Genomic DNA, 16,638 nt, shown 5'->3' with positions numbered 1-16,638 from the left:
AGCTTATGGATTTTTATTAATTGACTGGTGTTAATGCCCTGAATGTTACATAATTCCGTGGCACTTTTCATCAAAGAAACGCTATTTAATTGCTATGTTTGGACTGTCGAAACTATTCTCTTCTAAATCGGTGCAAAAACAACCGATTATAACTGCCTTAGCGGCATATCGTAGTGCGGCTTTTGCCGTCGGTATTGACGAAAGCTTTATCGATACTATTACTCAAAATGACGATAAATCACTACACATTAAATTAACTCTGCCATTTGCTGGGCAATCAGAAATGCCTTTAGTTGAGCAACACGTAAGTGAAAGCTTAAATGTGCCTATAACAATTAGCGCCAAGGTTATCATTAAAGAGGCGGCTAAGTTTAAAGCGATTAAACATATTGTACTTATTTCCTCAGGCAAAGGTGGGGTAGGTAAGTTGACTACTGCTGTTAACTTGGCAGGCGCGCTTAAAAATGAAGGCGCAAAGGTGGGTATTTTAGATGCTGATATTTATGGCCCATCTATCCCAATGCTTTTAGGATTAGTGGGCGCAGAGCCCGTCACTAAAGATAACAAACAGCTACAGCCTTTTGATGCAAATGGCATTAAAGCGCAGTCAATTGGCTTTTTAGTTCCAAGCGATGATGCCACGGTATGGCGTGGACCAATGGCGTCAGGCGCGCTGAGCCAGTTACTTAACGAAACCGATTGGGGCGAGCTTGACTACTTAATTGTTGATATGCCACCTGGCACCGGTGATATTCAACTTACAATGAGCCAAAAAGTACCAGCGAGCGGTACTGTTATTGTCACTACACCGCAAGACTTAGCCCTTGCCGATGCGCAAAAAGGCATTGCTATGTTTAATAAAGTAAACGTACCGGTGCTTGGCTTAATAGAAAATATGAGCCACTACATTTGCAGCCACTGCGGTGAGGCAAATCACGTATTTGGTAAAGACGGTGCACAAAAGTTGGCGCACAAGCACGGCGTGCCTGTACTTAGCCATATTCCACTTGCAATAGATATACGTGAGTATTCTGAGCAAGGTAAACTTATTGCAAACGATAACGACGCAACAATAAGCAAAACATACAGCGCAGCAGCGAGGCTAATAGCCAGCACGCTCTATTATCAACAGCATCACAATGCGATTGAAATTGTGATTACAGAAGATTAATAAATAATGAGACTTTCAGACACACATATTAAAGAGTACTTAAGCGATGGCCGCATTGTTATTGAGCCTGCGCCAACGAGCGAGATGATTTCAGGCGTGACTGCCGATTTACGCTTGGGAAATAAATTTAGAACTTTTAATGCGCATAACGCCGCATACGTCGATTTAAGTGGTCCAAAAGATCAGTTAAATAAGGCCATGGAATCAATCATGAGTGAAGAAATAGTGTTTGATGAAGGTGAAGCATTCTTTTTACACCCAGGTGAACTTGCACTAGCTATTACCCATGAAAAAGTAACTCTACCAGCAGATATAGTAGGTTGGTTAGATGGACGCTCATCGCTTGCGCGTTTGGGGTTAATGGTGCATGTAACCGCGCACCGAATAGACCCAGGCTGGAGCGGTAATATTGTTTTAGAGTTTTACAACTCAGGTAAATTACCACTGGCACTACGCCCGCTGATGAAAATTGGTGCTATGAGCTTTGAAATGTTATCGGGCCCGTGTGAAAACCCATACAATATTCGTAAAGATGCAAAATATAAAGATCAAAGCAGCGCAGTAGCAAGTCGTATTAGTGACGATAAATAATCACCAAATATAGACATTACTCGTCTATTTTATGAAGCGCGTAACCCAGTAGTTCAAAATAGTGGTTAAGTGCTTCATTTGCTTTATTGATATGCCCACTAGTTGGGTATATTAAATTACTACTTTTTAAGCCCCCCACTAAAAAGCTATTTTTTATATATGTGTGGCCTTCAATACAGGCTTCAAAACACCGTGCTGCAAGCTCTTCTGGCATGCTCATATAATTCATATAGTGGGCTTTATCGTGTTCTATACACGTTTGTACAAAGTTATTTGCATCAATACCATCTTCATCTAAAAATACATGTTTATAAAAACTGTTCAAAGCATTATTAAGTGGATGCGATAAATTTGGCGTGTTTGAAAGCCACAATTTTGAGGCAAAGCCAAAGCGGGGTTTTGCTGCAAATAAATGCTCGCTTATATGATGGTCAAACGCATGGAACCATTCGTGAGCAAGTGCACCACCGCCTGCATTTTTTGCAAGAGCAAGTGTTTGAGAGGCTGCATTATAATGAGCTTGCACGCCTTTTTGACCACCATGGCCAAATGCAAAGTTAAGCTTGCCGCGCAGGCCAATTGCTTTAGGTGGTAAATGCAGTATTTGCGCAAGATCCGCCAGCGCATCGTAAATTAAATTGGCGCTAATGTAGCGCTCTTCTTTAGTTACCCATTTACCAACGACCATTGACCTAAAGCCGAAGGTATCTCTTATATCGCTAAAGTTGACTTGGTCGTCAAAGCGATAGTCGGGTCCTTGGCGAGTAAAGCCACGTTTTAGTCTGTTAGGGTAGTTATGCATTGCAAGTTTCATATAGTAACGAATTTAATCTAAGTAACGTGCTTTTACGTGCTCAGGCATGTGTTGGGTTTGTTTTTGTATTAATTCATTTAGCGCATTATAAAGTGGTGCGGGATTTAGCTGCTCTATTAAAAACAAACTATGCGCTACAGCTTCAAGTGTGGATAGGCTGTCGGCCCGAGGAGCTTTACGAATAGCATAACGATTTTTAGGTAGCAGTTTAAAACTGACCGTTTTAAATTTATTAAGTAATGTGGTGAGCTGCAAAATTTTGTAGGCTTTTTTCCATGTACCATCAACCACGATTAAATGGGTGATGTTTTTTACATTTGGCTGCTCAGTGTTATCGTCTAAATTTACAGCGTGTTCGTTAGGGTAGAGTAAAACAGTTGAGCTTATTGGCAGTGTTTTTAGTATGGAAAAGTCATCATTATTTTCGCCTTTGATTATTTGGCAATCAGTTAGGCATAAATTGAGTAGTTTAGCGGTATTTTTTGCTATTTTCTCTTCACTTGGGTGCTGTAGAATAATAACCGTAACTTTGTTGTTTATATTTGTAATTGCGTTGCAAATACAGGTGTTTAGTGAAAAGTTACAATGATTACAAAGTGTGCGTGCCATTTAATAAACTTTTTGTTGCCAGTATGCTCCTCGCAATTATACATTTATAAGGTAATTAAGTTGGTTTTTTTTACGCATCAATATAAAGTAGTACTATTAAACTGTAACTTACATGGATTGTTTTAAGGGCTTAAAATATGACAGAAATAAATATTGATACATCAGCACTAGAGAGTATGGAATCGTTATTGGGTGAGCAGTTTGCTGATACACTTGATTTTTGCTGCTCAGAGTTTGAACGTTTAGGCTCAGAAGTTTTAGCAACCATTGGTAAAGATAAAGAAGCAGCTATTCGCCACTCCCATAGCTTAAAATCGAATGCGGCGCAGTTTGGAGCTTCAAGCCTTGCTGAAGTATCGCGTGTTATTGAACAAAATTTAAACCTAGATAACTTAGCTGAAGCTATCGACGCATCTAATAGCTTAATGGCTCAAGTAACAGGCTCTCAAGCTAAGCTAAATGAATGGTTAGCATCTCGTTAATTATTGAAGCTGAAACGTGAATTTATTTCAGTATTAAGCACCTAAATTGACTGGCATTTTACGCCTTTACTAGGTTAGTCTAAAGGCTCACTAGGGCGTGTTGATCTTTCGGGATTGAATTTGCAACGAGTGTCTGGTTTTTAGGTTAGGCAGAGCCTATGCAGTGTGGTTTTTCCACATAAATAGGCGATAACAACACATAAAATCCAAACACGCATTGCCCAGAGGGTTCTTCCTAGGGGCTATTTTCTCTTTGTTACTCAATTTTTACTTAGCCCACTAGGTTACAAATCTCGCGCCGCGATTAAATCGCCCCTAGGTTGAACAAATTTAATCCATAAAGTCAATACGCCCTAAAGAGGTAAAAATGTCTGATATTAAAAAGAGTCACAAATTAGAAGGTGTATGTTATGACATTCGTGGGCCGGTTTTAGCACAAGCTAAAAAAATGGAAGACGAAGGTCAAAAAGTATTAAAATTGAATATAGGTAATCCGGCTGCTTTTGGTTTTGATATGCCAGAAGATATGCACCGCGATATTATCCGCAACTTATATTCAGCCCAAGGTTACTGTGACTCTAAAGGCCTCTATTCAGCCCGTGTGGCTATTTATCAGCACTACCAACAACGTGGATTACATAATTTAGATGTAGATAACATTTATATTGGTAATGGCGTAAGCGAACTTATTCAAATGATCACCCAAGCGCTATTAAATAATGGCGATGAAGTGCTTATTCCAGCTCCAGATTATCCACTTTGGACTGCTTCTGTCACGTTATCGGGTGGTAATCCGGTGCATTATTTATGTGATGAAGAGCAAGATTGGTTTCCGGACATTGCAGATATAAAAAGCAAAATAACATCTAAAACTAAAGCGCTGGTATTAATCAATCCTAATAATCCGACAGGTGCGGTTTACAGTGACGATTTGCTAATGCAATTAATTGATATAGCGCGTGAACATAAACTACTGCTATTGAGCGATGAAATTTACGAAAAGATTTTATACGATGATATAACGCATACTTCAATCGGCTCACTTTGTGATGATGTACCAATCATTACTTTTAACGGTTTAGCTAAAACTTACCGTGCAGCGGGGCTGAGAATGGGGTGGATGGTGCTAAGCGGTCGTACCTCAGTTATGGATGATTTACGCAAAGGTCTTGAAATACTTTCATCTATGCGTTTGTGCGCAAATGTACCTGCGCAATATGCAATTCAACAAGCGTTGGGCGGCGTGCAATCAATTGATAATTTGATTAACCCAGGCGGGCGCTTATACGAGCAGCGCGATATAGCATGGCGCGGGTTAAACGCTATTGAAGGCATTAGTTGTAAAAAACCTAAAGGCGCGCTTTATGCGTTTGCCAAAGTAGATACAGCACTTTTTAACGTTAAAGATGATGAAAAGATGATGTACGATTTGCTAAAAGCCGAAAAAATATTACTTGTACATGGCAGGGCGTTTAATTGGCCCGAGCCGGATCATTTTAGGTTGGTATTTTTACCAAGCAAAGATGATTTATCCGATGCGATGTTAAAAATGAAGCGCTTTTTTAAAGACTATCGCCAAGTATAGCTATTAAAAAAATAAAAAAACGAGCCAAATTTGGCTCGTTTTTTACTTTAGTCATGAATATATTAGGGCGTGTTGATCTTTGCGGTATAAAAAACAAACAGCATAAGGATAAGGTATAATTGAATTCGCTAAAAAACGTTACACCGAACCCTCATGCCAAGATTAATGTTAACAGACGCGACATGGAATGTCTTATCAAAAGTAATGCACTTAAGTGGTCGAATTTATAATAAGCCTGAGCATAGAAAAACGCTCGAAGGCATACTCTATAGGATGCGTACCGGTATTCCTTGGCGAGATTTACCGTCTTATTTCGGCTCGTGGAGTGCTATTTATAGACGATTTAATTTATGGTCCAAAAAAGATATTTTGAATGAATTATTTCGAGTGTTATCCCACTATGCTGATATGGATTGGATCTTTATTGATGGCAGTATTGTCAGGGCTCACCAGCATAGTTGCGGTGCAAGAACCGCTGACAATGAATCAATCGGTAAGAGTCGAGGTGGTAATTCGACTAAAATTCATCTTGCAGTAGATAGCGGAGGATTGCCTGTTTATTATGAATTATCCTGTGGAAATACGCATGATATCGTCCATGCAGAGTCATTTGTAGCCAATTGCCCAACGAGTAATGTTGTTGTCGCAGATAAAGGCTACGATAGTGAAAAACTAAGAGAGTTTATTCGTGACAATAGCGCTACACCCGTTATTCCACGCAAGGATAACAGTTTAGTGGGTAATGAAGATATTGACTGGTGCATGTACAAATATAGGCACTTAGTTGAGAATGCCTTTGGTCGGATCAAACAATATAGAGGGATAGCCACACGGTATGAAAAGCTTGAGCGGAATTATCATTCCATGCTCGCTTTAGCATTCACTATGATGTGGCTACCAATATGGGCTGATTAATATATATACTACAAAGATCAACAGCCCCTAGCTAATACGCTTTATCTACACGCACCGTGTTGTCGTTCAAGTAAACTAATCTTACATTATCGCCTTTACTAAAACGCATTAATTGGTCTTCATCTTGAACAACCATAAACTGGTCGCCGTTTTCAACTTGTATTAATAACTCTACAAAATGATTTTGCTGATAATGACTTTGCTGCTGCCTGTTATGTGCAACACTGCCGCCAATTACCGAGCCTAATATTGTTGCTACTGTGCGGCCGCTACCGCCACCAAACTGGTTGCCTACAACACCGCCGAGTAATGCACCGCCGAAGGTTTTCCAGCCGTTGTTTTTATCTTGAATGATTTCTTGTTCGGTAATATTGCGGACCGATTTTACGTCACCAAATAAAACTTGCTGCACAGGGACTGCTTTATTGCGCTCGTATTTAGCAAACGTAGGCGCACTTATTATAAGTAAGGCGCACATAATTACAGTAATTGCTTTCATAACTTGCTCCTTTTATACCAACCTGCATAAATCTCTGATCAATTTAACGAATTAAATTGCGCTATAACGTCGTTAAAAAATTTTTATTTAGAACAACTAGATACAAAAATTTTTGCCTAGGGCGTGTTGATCTTTGCGGTATAAAAAACAAACAGCATAAGGATAAGGTATAATTGAATTCGCTAAAAAACGTTACACCGAACCCTCATGCCAAGATTAATGTTAACAGACGCGACATGGAATGTCTTATCAAAAGTAATGCACTTAAGTGGTCGAATTTATAATAAGCCTGAGCATAGAAAAACGCTCGAAGGCATACTCTATAAGATGCGTACCGGTATTCCTTGGCGAGATTTACCGTCTTATTTCGGCTCGTGGAGTGCTATTTATAGACGATTTAATTTATGGTCCAAAAAAGATATTTTGAATGAATTATTTCGAGTGTTATCCCACTATGCTGATATGGATTGGATCTTTATTGATGGCAGTATTGTCAGGGCTCACCAGCATAGTTGCGGTGCAAGAACCGCTGACAATGAATCAATCGGTAAGAGTCGAGGTGGTAATTCGACTAAAATTCATCTTGCAGTAGATAGCGGAGGATTGCCTGTTTATTATGAATTATCCTGTGGAAATACGCATGATATCGTCCATGCAGAGTCACTTGTAGCCAATTGCCCAACGAGTAATGTTGTTGTCGCAGATAAAGGCTACGATAGTGAAAAACTAAGAGAGTTTATTCGTGACAATAGCGCTACACCCGTTATTCCACGCAAGGATAACAGTTTAGTGGGTAATGAAGATATTGACTGGTGCATGTACAAATATAGGCACTTAGTTGAGAATGCCTTTGGTCGGATCAAACAATATAGAGGGATAGCCACACGGTATGAAAAGCTTGAGCGGAATTATCATTCCATGCTCGCTTTAGCATTCACTATGATGTGGCTACCAATATGGGCTGATTAATATATATACTACAAAGATCAACAGCCCCTAGTACTAGCGTAATTTTCTTGACGTTAAATAGACCCCATATATAAGCCGATTGGTATTAGCTACCAGCCAAAGGTTGATTTTTCTTTCGTTTTACGAATTTCAGTTTCGTCTGCCCATTCAACTAGGCCGCTTTCCATATCCATTAGACGCATCGTAAATTTATAGTATACGTCTGATTTATCAGCATTTGATTTAACGATACTTGATAAATTTCCGTATAACATATATTGCGCGCCAATTTGTTTACCAAATGCAACGGCTGTAGCAGGGTTAACAAGGGCATCTTCGTTTTGAAACGTTAATTGCTCACGTACTGACTCAACACGAGTCATATCTACAAAACGGAACTTACCGCTGCGTAGCATTTGTGTTGAGATTGAATCGGTGATTGATTCAGTATCAATGTGTTCACTGGTTTTGTTTTTAATACGCTCAACAAATACTACAGGGCGTTTATTAGCGGTCATTGTGCCAACAACGGGTGAGCTGAGTAATGAATCGGTCATTTGGCTCGCTACTTTTTGTAAGTCAGTAGAGCCAAAATTAATATCGGTTGTTTCTACTGCTTGTGCATCGCCATAACTTACTACGGCTTTATTAGCACAGCCACTTAATACTAAAGCGCTCAAGCCAACTAAAGCGTAAGTTGATGCTGTTTTAAATTTGTTACTGATGATCATGGTTGTTTCCTTTAATCTTTAAATTCTTGTGATTCGGTAGACACTTCTCTTACTGCTAAAGAAAAGGTAACTGCATCAGAGCTTGGTGCTAAGCCCGGTAATTGTGTTTTTGCAAAACCAAATAAGGTGAGTGCTTGCCAAGGTGAGTGGTTGCCTTTAATAACAAAGCCGTCTTTATCAAACCAATTAAATTGATACTGTAAATACTGTGATTTTTTATACTGACTCGAAAGTGTCACTACCACATCGGTTAACTGGTTTGTTTGACGGGTCTTTATGTCAGTTATAGTCAGCTTTTTACTTAAAGCTGGGTTATCAACACGTAATTGCTCATTAAACTGGCTTTTATTTTGTTCAACAGAAATACCGGATGTAATCGGTTTACTTGAACATGCACTTAGCATTAGTACTGCTAATAATGGCGCTATGTATTTCATGATGGCTCCTAAAGTTGAACTACGTGGTAATTAAAGTAGTTATTGATAGAGGTTAAGTAAATTAACGTTAACCCTTGCTTACTAATGGTGAAATTTATAGGCGCTTGTGTGCCTATATGCAGAGAATGCTCACCAGTATTTAGGTTTTGCCTTGCAACACTTATTTGATTTGGAAGCGTAAGCCAACTGCGTGTATCAGCTTGCTCAGATGCCAAATTATAAATATTGGCAATTATGTTACCTACATCACCGGCGCTGCGAGCAAACTCTGCACGCACTTTTTCTTTTGCCACTAACCTAAGTACTTGACGGGCTACTTTTGCAGGTATTTGATCTTCTAATGTTTTGGCTGCAAGTGCTTCAATGTGTACCAGTGGACTAAGCGTTAAGCTTTGTGCATCAATGTTTATGGTGTTAAGACGGCGCACATAGGCGTTATCTTTATATACCGGCATTGCTAGGCTATAAAAGCGTGCATCGCCACGTGATGAATAAATTGGTAAGCGCAGTTTAAATTCATCTTGTTTTGGTACTAAGCCTTGTTCAAATAAAACAATCACTTCGCCTTGTGATGAAGAAATAGTTGGCGCATCACTAAAACGTTTTTTGAATTCACTTAAGTCTTGCGCAAACCCTTGTTTTTTAGCAAGGCGTATTACGTCCTGTTGTAAATAAATATTGTTAGGTTGTATAGCGAGTGCTTTTTTATAATCAATATAAGCATCGTCGTATTGTTTAGCACTTTGGTAAAGCAAAGCAGATAAGTAAAACGTGTAGGCATTTTGAAAGCCATTTTTTACATCCCTGGTTACATTGTTCATACTCGGGTAGTGCTGTTGCGCTTCTTTTATTGTTGAGTCTACTTCAGTTTGATTTTCTGCAAGTGCATCAACTTGTACTTTATTAGCTCTACGAATTTCTACTAAAGCGCCTTCAATATCATTTTTATATACATAGTTAAGTGCTTTATAGCTATGAAGCATGCTCATTTCGTAAGTAGGTGGAACATAGGTAATGGCTGAGTCGTTAGTAAATAACGCATTACTTTGTTCAAGCCCTGCACTTACCTGTATTTTGGCGGCTTCACGTTTTTTTTGCATTTGCGTATACACATTCTCGAATTTGCTTTGTGCATCATTTTCTATATTCGCTAAGTCGTTTAAACGAGCTTGCTCGAGTTGGTTGAGTAAGTAGCTGCTGTGCAGGGGGCTATTATTAGCAATAAGGGATTGCGCTTCTTCGATATTATTTTTCTCGATCGCATTTCTTATTGGTGTCATTTGCGTGGCATAGTCATTAAATAGGTCACTAAAACCTATTGTGCTACACCCACTTAAAATAAAACAAAAGCTTAAAGTTATACTTAGGCGCACTGCGCACTCCTCTTAATTTACCTACATACATTAACATATTATTTTGTAACTATTCACCATGGTAAATTATTTTCAAAGGATCTTTTTTAACTATTGACCGATCCCGCCAGTATGCCAAGCTAGGGCTATGACCTAATAGCCCTAGCTTCAATGAATTTAAACAGCATCAACATCGACGAAATCGTTGAGAAAACCAAAGCTCAATTACAAGAAGGTAAAACTCTCACGCCTGCGCTGAAGATGTCTATTGAACTCATTCTGGTTGTCGTTGTTATGTTAGCAAGTAAATTAGGACTTAACAGTAACAATAGCAGTATCCCGCCATCAAAAGACATCAACCGAAAAAAACAAAACAAAGAGAAATCAGCCAAGTCAGCGGGTGGTCAAAAAGGCCGTGCAGGTAAAACACTAACCCAAACACAGACGCCTGATGAGATCAAAATCATCCTAGTTGAACGTGATTTTTTACCGAAAGGTCACTACCGTGAAATTGGCTTTCAAAAACGACAGGTTGTCGATATAGATATCAGGAAAGTGGTCACTGAATACCAAGCACAAATTCTGGAAAATGAGCAAGGTAAGCGTTTTATTGGTGAATTTCCAGAAGACGTTAACAGTCCTATTCAATATGGGGTTGGTGTAAAAGCCCATGCAGTTTACCTATCCCAATATCAATTACTCCCTTACAACCGCATTGAAGAATATTTTTGTGATCAACTCGGTATTCCAATCAGTGCGGGTAGTTTATTTAACTTTAATGAACAAGCAGCGGCCTTGGTAAAGTCCTCCGGCGCAGAAGCCGCGCTCAAGAAAGCCCTGAAAACGACTTATCAAGCCTTACACGTTGATGAAACGGGGATTAATATAGGTGGTAAACGACGATGGCTTCATGGTGCATCAACGACGTGGTGGACGTATTTTTACCCGCATGAGAAAAGAGGGAAAATAGCGATGGATGACGCCGATATTTTACCTCACTTTACTGGGGTACTATGCCACGACCACTGGAAACCGTATTATCAATATACACAGTGCCAACATGCCTTGTGTAATGCACATCATATCCGAGAGTTAGAAAGGGCATGGGAGCAAGACGGTATGCAATGGGCAAAGGATTTGCAAACCCTACTGACTGAAATCAATAAACATCAAATAGATAACCCCGAGCTAGATGCAGACACAAAAGCTCACTATATAGAGAAATATCAACAAATATTGGCTCAAGGTGACATTAAATGCCCTCCACCGGATAGAAACAGCCGAGTAAAAGGCCAGCGAGGCAGATTGAAACGAACAAAGTCTAGAGCGTTGTTAGAGCGGTTAAGAGATTATCAAGATGATGTCTTACGGTTCATGACGGAAACAGCGGTGCCTTTTAGCAACAACCAAGGTGAGAATGATATTAGGATGACCAAGGTTCATCAAAAGATATCTGGGTGCTTCAGAAGCATGCAAGGTGCAGAGATGTTTTGTTTAATCAGAAGCTACCTCTCGACTTGCAGAAAACAGCATGTATCAGCAAGCCTAGCCCTTGAATTACTCTTCAAAAATCAGTTACCTGATATATTTATTGAAAATGTGGCTGAATAGTTACATTATTTTTAGCTAAATGTGTGAAATATTGTAAAAAATCGGTAACTATTCACCATGGTAAATTATTTTCAAAGGATCTTTTTTAACTATTGACCGATCCCGCCAGTATGCCAAGCTAGGGCTATGACCTAATAGCCCTAGCTTCAATGAATTTAAACAGCATCAACATCGACGAAATCGTTGAGAAAACCAAAGCTCAATTACAAGAAGGTAAAACTCTCACGCCTGCGCTGAAGATGTCTATTGAACTCATTCTGGTTGTCGTTGTTATGTTAGCAAGTAAATTAGGACTTAACAGTAACAATAGCAGTATCCCGCCATCAAAAGACATCAACCGAAAAAAACAAAACAAAGAGAAATCAGCCAAGTCAGCGGGTGGTCAAAAAGGCCGTGCAGGTAAAACACTAACCCAAACACAGACGCCTGATGAGATCAAAATCATCCTAGTTGAACGTGATTTTTTACCGAAAGGTCACTACCGTGAAATTGGCTTTCAAAAACGACAGGTTGTCGATATAGATATCAGGAAAGTGGTCACTGAATACCAAGCACAAATTCTGGAAAATGAGCAAGGTAAGCGTTTTATTGGTGAATTTCCAGAAGACGTTAACAGTCCTATTCAATATGGGGTTGGTGTAAAAGCCCATGCAGTTTACCTATCCCAATATCAATTACTCCCTTACAACCGCATTGAAGAATATTTTTGTGATCAACTCGGTATTCCAATCAGTGCGGGTAGTTTATTTAACTTTAATGAACAAGCAGCGGCCTTGGTAAAGTCCTCCGGCGCAGAAGCCGCGCTCAAGAAAGCCCTGAAAACGACTTATCAAGCCTTACACGTTGATGAAACGGGGATTAATATAGGTGGTAAACGACGATGGCTTCATGGTGCATCAACGACGTGGTGGACGTATTTTTACCCGCATGAGAAAAGAGGGAAAATAGCGATGGATGACGCCGATATTTTACCTCACTTTACTGGGGTACTATGCCACGACCACTGGAAACCGTATTATCAATATACACAGTGCCAACATGCCTTGTGTAATGCACATCATATCCGAGAGTTAGAAAGGGCATGGGAGCAAGACGGTATGCAATGGGCAAAGGATTTGCAAACCCTACTGACTGAAATCAATAAACATCAAATAGATAACCCCGAGCTAGATGCAGACACAAAAGCTCACTATATAGAGAAATATCAACAAATATTGGCTCAAGGTGACATTAAATGCCCTCCACCGGATAGAAACAGCCGAGTAAAAGGCCAGCGAGGCAGATTGAAACGAACAAAGTCTAGAGCGTTGTTAGAGCGGTTAAGAGATTATCAAGATGATGTCTTACGGTTCATGACGGAAACGGCGGTGCCTTTTAGCAACAACCAGGGTGAGAATGATATTAGGATGACCAAGGTTCATCAAAAGATATCTGGGTGCTTCAGAAGCATGCAAGGTGCAGAGATGTTTTGTTTAATCAGAAGCTACCTCTCGACTTGCAGAAAACAGCATGTATCAGCAAGCCTAGCCCTTGAATTACTCTTCAAAAATCAGTTACCTGATATATTTATTGAAAATGTGGCTGAATAGTTACAAAAATCGTAGAGTAAAATTGCCTGCTAATCTAGAAATATAAGATCACACTGGTGAACAAAACGTGAACTCTATTAATTTTTTATCAACTACACTGAAATAGTAATTTAGCTTTTACGGTCTAGCTATTTGTTATATCACTTAGAGGAAATAAAAAATGAAAAAGTTCACAGGTGCAGCAATGGCTGTAATGGTTGCAGGTTTAGTTGGTTGTAATGCAACAGAGGCAGAAACATCACCATCAAGTTCTGTTGCAAATAATGGCGCAACAACTGATTTAGTTCATTGTTACGATGCAAATGTGTGTGGCGGTCATAACGACTGTAAAACAGCTGAAAATGCATGTGCAGGTCAAGCATCATGTAAAGGGACTGGTTTTGTAGCTATGCCTGCAAAAGCGTGTGCTGACGTTGGCGGTAAAGTAAAAGATAAATGGGTTGGCAGTGTAGCTAAAGCTGATTTAGTACATTGTAATGATGTAAATGTGTGTGGCGGTCATAACGATTGTAAAACAGCTAATAACGCGTGCGCTGGACATGCATCGTGTAAAGGGACTGGTTTTGTATCAATGCCAGCAAAAGCATGTGGTGACATTGGTGGTTCTGTAGGTAGCTAATACCAATTTTATTAAAAATATGATCTTTTTATCGCATTAAATAGCACACTTATTGCGTTATTTTCTTAGCGCTATAATAGATCACTAATTTAATGCAATTGGTATAAAAATTTATCGAACGCATAAAATAAGCCTGAACGATGTATTTTATTATTCAGGCTTATTAAGGAAGTTTATGACAAATCGTTTTTTAGGTTTTGGTTTAGGACTAAGAGCCCCTCATTTTGAGCAAATTATTGCAGAGAAACCAGCTGTAGATTGGTTTGAAATTATTTCAGAAAACTATTTTGTAGCCGGTGGAAAACCTTGGCATTATTTAAATAAAATCAGATCTGATTACCCCATTGTGATGCATGGTGTATCAATGTCGATTGGTAGTACAGACGCAATCAACAAAGACTATTTAAATCAGTTAAAAAACACCATTGCAAGAGTAGAGCCGCAGTGGGTGTCTGATCATTTATGCTTCACTCAAGTTGGCGGCATAAATAGCCACGATTTACTGCCAATGCCTTACACCAATGAGGCGCTTGAACATTTAGCTAATAAAATATCGCAAGTTCAGGATTACCTAGGCCGAGAGATGATTTTTGAAAATGTGTCGAGTTATTTAACATACAACGCTTCACAAATGAGTGAGTGGGAATTTTTAGCGCAATTACATAAGCAAACTGGCTGTAAGTTTTTAATGGATGTAAACAATGTTTATGTAAGTGCACGTAATCACGACTTTAACGCAATGGATTATTTATCGGCTATTCCGAGTACTGCTATTGCGCAAATTCACTTAGCAGGACATCAAGACTTTGGTACGCATATTATAGATACTCATGATGAAGATGTCCCAGATGCGGTATGGGACTTATATGCTCAGTATGCAAAAACATTAGGTCCTGTAAGTACTATGATTGAACGCGATGATAATATTGGCTCCCTTGATGATTTAATAACTGAGCTTGAGCATGCTAAAACGCTAGTGAAACCGTTTTGGGATATTAGAGCATGAGCGATTTAGCGAAGCTGCAACAACAGTTTATGGATTTACTGCAAGGTGAAAGTTCGGATATTAGCGAGCAAATTGCGCAGCAAGGGCAGTTAAATACACAACAGCGACTCTCTATTTATCAAAACGCTTATAAAATTCGTTTAAGAGCTGTTGTAGAACAAGATCACGAACAGTTGGGCATTTACTTAGGTGATGATTTATTTGAGATGATGGTTGATGGTTATTTAGCTTTATATCCTTCAACTCATACGTCACTACGAATTTTTGCAGAGAAATTACCTGATTACTTAGCCACCAATACTCCTTTTAACGATTACCCCATACTTGCAGATATAGCCAAATTTGAACGACTATTGCTAAGCGCGTTTGATGCAAGCGATAAAACATTACTCAATGTATCAGAGCTTGAAAGTATTGAACCACAGCAATGGCCAAATTTACTATTAAAATTACATCCAAGTGTACAGTTAGTCGCGTTTAATACGTTGGCGGTTGAAAGTTGGCAGGCAATAAAAGAAAAGCAAACACCGCCAGAACCAATAGCCTCAGAACCTCGCTTTTGGGTTATTGCACGTGATATTGACAGGCGTACACAATATTTAAGCGTTGATGCACAAGAGCATCGCTTACTGAATCTATTAAAACAAAACACACCCTTTGCACAGTTATGCCAATCCTGTTTAAATGAGCTCCCTGGTGAGCAAATCGCTGGGTTTTTAATTACTAAAATTAATCAGTGGCTTGAACGTGGTTGGTTAATTAACGAGTAAGTTTAAACAACAATGTTTTTTGTTGCAAAGGAATTTTTTTGAAAGCCACCATATACACAATCATTGCTTTAATTGCGTTTGCCGCAAATTCTCTTTTTTGCAGAATGGCTTTAGCCGAAGGCTATATAGATGCTTGGAACTTTACAGTTATTCGCTTACTAAGTGGTGCAGCGTGTTTGGGCATTATAATGGCTATTTATACCCATAATTTAAAAGGTAAAGGCACATTTAACCCCGCTATTATAAGTGACAGAGGAAGCTGGCGAAGTAGTATTAGCCTTTTGGTTTATGCACTTTGTTTTTCGATTGCTTACGTAGAGCTTGATACAGGCACTGGCGCACTTATTTTGTTTTCCGCTGTGCAACTTACTATGATTGGCTGGGGTATATATCAAAAAGAGCAGTTGAGTGTGCTTCAGTGGTGCTCGTTTATAGTGGCGCTAGGTGGCTTTGTATATTTAATGCTACCATCTGCTGCAGTGCCTTCACTGTTTGGTGCATCACTTATGGCACTCAGCGGTATAGCATGGGGTATTTACAGTATTCGCGGTAAAGTGTGTGTATCGCCACTGCGTACTACTGGGTTTAACTTTATAAGAAGCTTAGTTGCTATCCCTGTTTTATTACTCGTAGGTATGAGTTATTTAAAAAATATCAGTATTGAAGGGGTGTTACTTGCGTGTGCCTCGGGGGCAATAGCGTCTGGAGTTGGTTACAGTGTTTGGTATGTGGCTATGCCACTGCTTAAAAGTACCCAAGCTGCTGTTGTGCAGTTGTGTGTGCCGGTACTTGCAGCCATTGCCGGGGTTTTGTTTTTATCTGAGCAGGTAACAATGGAGTTTGTAGTCGCAAGCTCCTTAATATTAGGGGCCGTGCTGGTGTTTATTTTAAATAAAAAGAAGGCTTAAT

Annotated in this window: 18 protein-coding genes; 12 read left to right on the top strand and 6 right to left on the bottom strand. The window is 39.4% G+C overall.

Going from position 1 to position 16,638, the window contains the following annotated elements; translation table 11 throughout:
* Positions 1–94: 94 nt before the first annotated feature.
* Both apbC and dcd read left to right on the top strand, forming a co-directional pair.
* The gene (gene apbC, locus AC0VZ4_RS11675) at positions 95–1,171 is read left to right on the top strand and encodes an iron-sulfur cluster carrier protein ApbC (protein WP_475439749.1); all 1,077 of its coding nucleotides are present in this window, start codon (positions 95–97) and stop codon (positions 1,169–1,171) included.
* 6 nt (positions 1,172–1,177) lie between these two features.
* On the top strand, positions 1,178–1,762 hold the full coding sequence (gene dcd / locus AC0VZ4_RS11670) for a dCTP deaminase (RefSeq protein WP_475439748.1): 585 nt from the start codon (positions 1,178–1,180) through the stop codon (positions 1,760–1,762).
* A 16-nt stretch (positions 1,763–1,778) separates the two neighbouring features.
* On the opposite strand, the gene AC0VZ4_RS11665 is transcribed toward dcd, so the two are convergent.
* Both AC0VZ4_RS11665 and AC0VZ4_RS11660 read right to left on the bottom strand, forming a co-directional pair.
* Positions 1,779–2,564, bottom strand: coding sequence for a CLCA_X family protein (locus AC0VZ4_RS11665; RefSeq protein WP_475441647.1), 786 nt, complete (start codon positions 2,562–2,564; stop codon positions 1,779–1,781).
* Between the two features lie 24 nt (positions 2,565–2,588).
* Positions 2,589–3,185 (bottom strand): tRNA-uridine aminocarboxypropyltransferase, encoded by a 597-nt coding sequence (locus AC0VZ4_RS11660; RefSeq protein ID WP_475439747.1) that lies wholly within the window; start codon positions 3,183–3,185, stop codon positions 2,589–2,591.
* Positions 3,186–3,322: 137 nt separating this feature from the next.
* Between AC0VZ4_RS11660 and AC0VZ4_RS11655 the strand changes: the two genes are divergently transcribed.
* The 3 genes from AC0VZ4_RS11655 to AC0VZ4_RS11645 all read left to right on the top strand — a co-directional run bounded on the left by AC0VZ4_RS11655 (position 3,323) and on the right by AC0VZ4_RS11645 (position 6,167).
* Positions 3,323–3,667, top strand: coding sequence for an Hpt domain-containing protein (locus AC0VZ4_RS11655; protein ID WP_002959674.1), 345 nt, complete (start codon positions 3,323–3,325; stop codon positions 3,665–3,667).
* A 367-nt stretch (positions 3,668–4,034) separates the two neighbouring features.
* A complete protein-coding gene (locus tag AC0VZ4_RS11650) occupies positions 4,035–5,252 on the top strand; it encodes a pyridoxal phosphate-dependent aminotransferase (RefSeq protein WP_033028407.1) in 1,218 nt (405 codons plus the stop codon).
* A 153-nt stretch (positions 5,253–5,405) separates the two neighbouring features.
* Positions 5,406–6,167, top strand: a complete 762-nt coding sequence (locus AC0VZ4_RS11645; RefSeq protein ID WP_475439746.1) for an IS5 family transposase — start codon at positions 5,406–5,408, stop codon at positions 6,165–6,167.
* A gap of 31 nt (positions 6,168–6,198) precedes the next feature.
* On the opposite strand, the gene AC0VZ4_RS11640 is transcribed toward AC0VZ4_RS11645, so the two are convergent.
* Positions 6,199–6,666: an outer membrane lipoprotein gene (locus AC0VZ4_RS11640; protein WP_475439745.1), complete on the bottom strand. Its 468-nt coding sequence runs from the start codon at positions 6,664–6,666 to the stop codon at positions 6,199–6,201.
* Positions 6,667–6,873: 207 nt separating this feature from the next.
* Between AC0VZ4_RS11640 and AC0VZ4_RS11635 the strand changes: the two genes are divergently transcribed.
* Positions 6,874–7,635, top strand: coding sequence for an IS5 family transposase (locus AC0VZ4_RS11635; protein WP_475439610.1), 762 nt, complete (start codon positions 6,874–6,876; stop codon positions 7,633–7,635).
* 89 nt (positions 7,636–7,724) lie between these two features.
* On the opposite strand, the gene lpoB is transcribed toward AC0VZ4_RS11635, so the two are convergent.
* Genes lpoB through AC0VZ4_RS11620 form a run of 3 tightly spaced genes read right to left on the bottom strand, consistent with a single transcriptional unit; the run spans position 7,725 to position 10,155 of the window.
* Positions 7,725–8,345, bottom strand: coding sequence for a penicillin-binding protein activator LpoB (gene lpoB, locus AC0VZ4_RS11630; protein ID WP_007375407.1), 621 nt, complete (start codon positions 8,343–8,345; stop codon positions 7,725–7,727).
* 11 nt (positions 8,346–8,356) lie between these two features.
* Entirely contained in the window at positions 8,357–8,782 is a 426-nt protein-coding gene (locus tag AC0VZ4_RS11625; protein ID WP_007375406.1) for a YcfL family putative periplasmic lipoprotein, read from the bottom strand.
* Between the two features lie 8 nt (positions 8,783–8,790).
* Positions 8,791–10,155, bottom strand: coding sequence for a COG3014 family protein (locus AC0VZ4_RS11620; protein ID WP_475439744.1), 1,365 nt, complete (start codon positions 10,153–10,155; stop codon positions 8,791–8,793).
* Positions 10,156–10,305: 150 nt separating this feature from the next.
* On the opposite strand from AC0VZ4_RS11620, the gene tnpC (AC0VZ4_RS11615) reads away from it, so the two are divergent.
* The 6 genes from tnpC (AC0VZ4_RS11615) to AC0VZ4_RS11590 all read left to right on the top strand — a co-directional run bounded on the left by tnpC (AC0VZ4_RS11615) (position 10,306) and on the right by AC0VZ4_RS11590 (position 16,637).
* The gene (gene tnpC / locus AC0VZ4_RS11615) at positions 10,306–11,745 is read left to right on the top strand and encodes an IS66 family transposase (RefSeq protein ID WP_475439674.1); all 1,440 of its coding nucleotides are present in this window, start codon (positions 10,306–10,308) and stop codon (positions 11,743–11,745) included.
* A 149-nt stretch (positions 11,746–11,894) separates the two neighbouring features.
* Positions 11,895–13,334: an IS66 family transposase gene (gene tnpC, locus AC0VZ4_RS11610; protein ID WP_475439674.1), complete on the top strand. Its 1,440-nt coding sequence runs from the start codon at positions 11,895–11,897 to the stop codon at positions 13,332–13,334.
* Between the two features lie 160 nt (positions 13,335–13,494).
* A complete protein-coding gene (bufA2, locus tag AC0VZ4_RS11605; RefSeq protein WP_007375404.1) occupies positions 13,495–13,953 on the top strand; it encodes a BufA2 family periplasmic bufferin-type metallophore in 459 nt (152 codons plus the stop codon).
* A gap of 175 nt (positions 13,954–14,128) precedes the next feature.
* Positions 14,129–14,959, top strand: a complete 831-nt coding sequence (gene bufB, locus AC0VZ4_RS11600; protein WP_007375403.1) for an MNIO family bufferin maturase — start codon at positions 14,129–14,131, stop codon at positions 14,957–14,959.
* On the top strand, positions 14,956–15,729 hold the full coding sequence (locus AC0VZ4_RS11595; RefSeq protein ID WP_337120262.1) for a DNA-binding domain-containing protein: 774 nt from the start codon (positions 14,956–14,958) through the stop codon (positions 15,727–15,729). Before bufB ends, AC0VZ4_RS11595 begins: the two co-directional genes overlap by 4 nt.
* A gap of 38 nt (positions 15,730–15,767) precedes the next feature.
* A complete protein-coding gene (locus tag AC0VZ4_RS11590) occupies positions 15,768–16,637 on the top strand; it encodes a DMT family transporter (protein ID WP_096792952.1) in 870 nt (289 codons plus the stop codon).
* Position 16,638: the final 1 nt, after the last annotated feature.

Source organism: Pseudoalteromonas sp. QJM3NY_22, from assembly GCF_056173065.1.
Note: the sequence above shows the minus strand (reverse complement) of the source record. Positions and strands in the feature narration are given on the sequence as shown.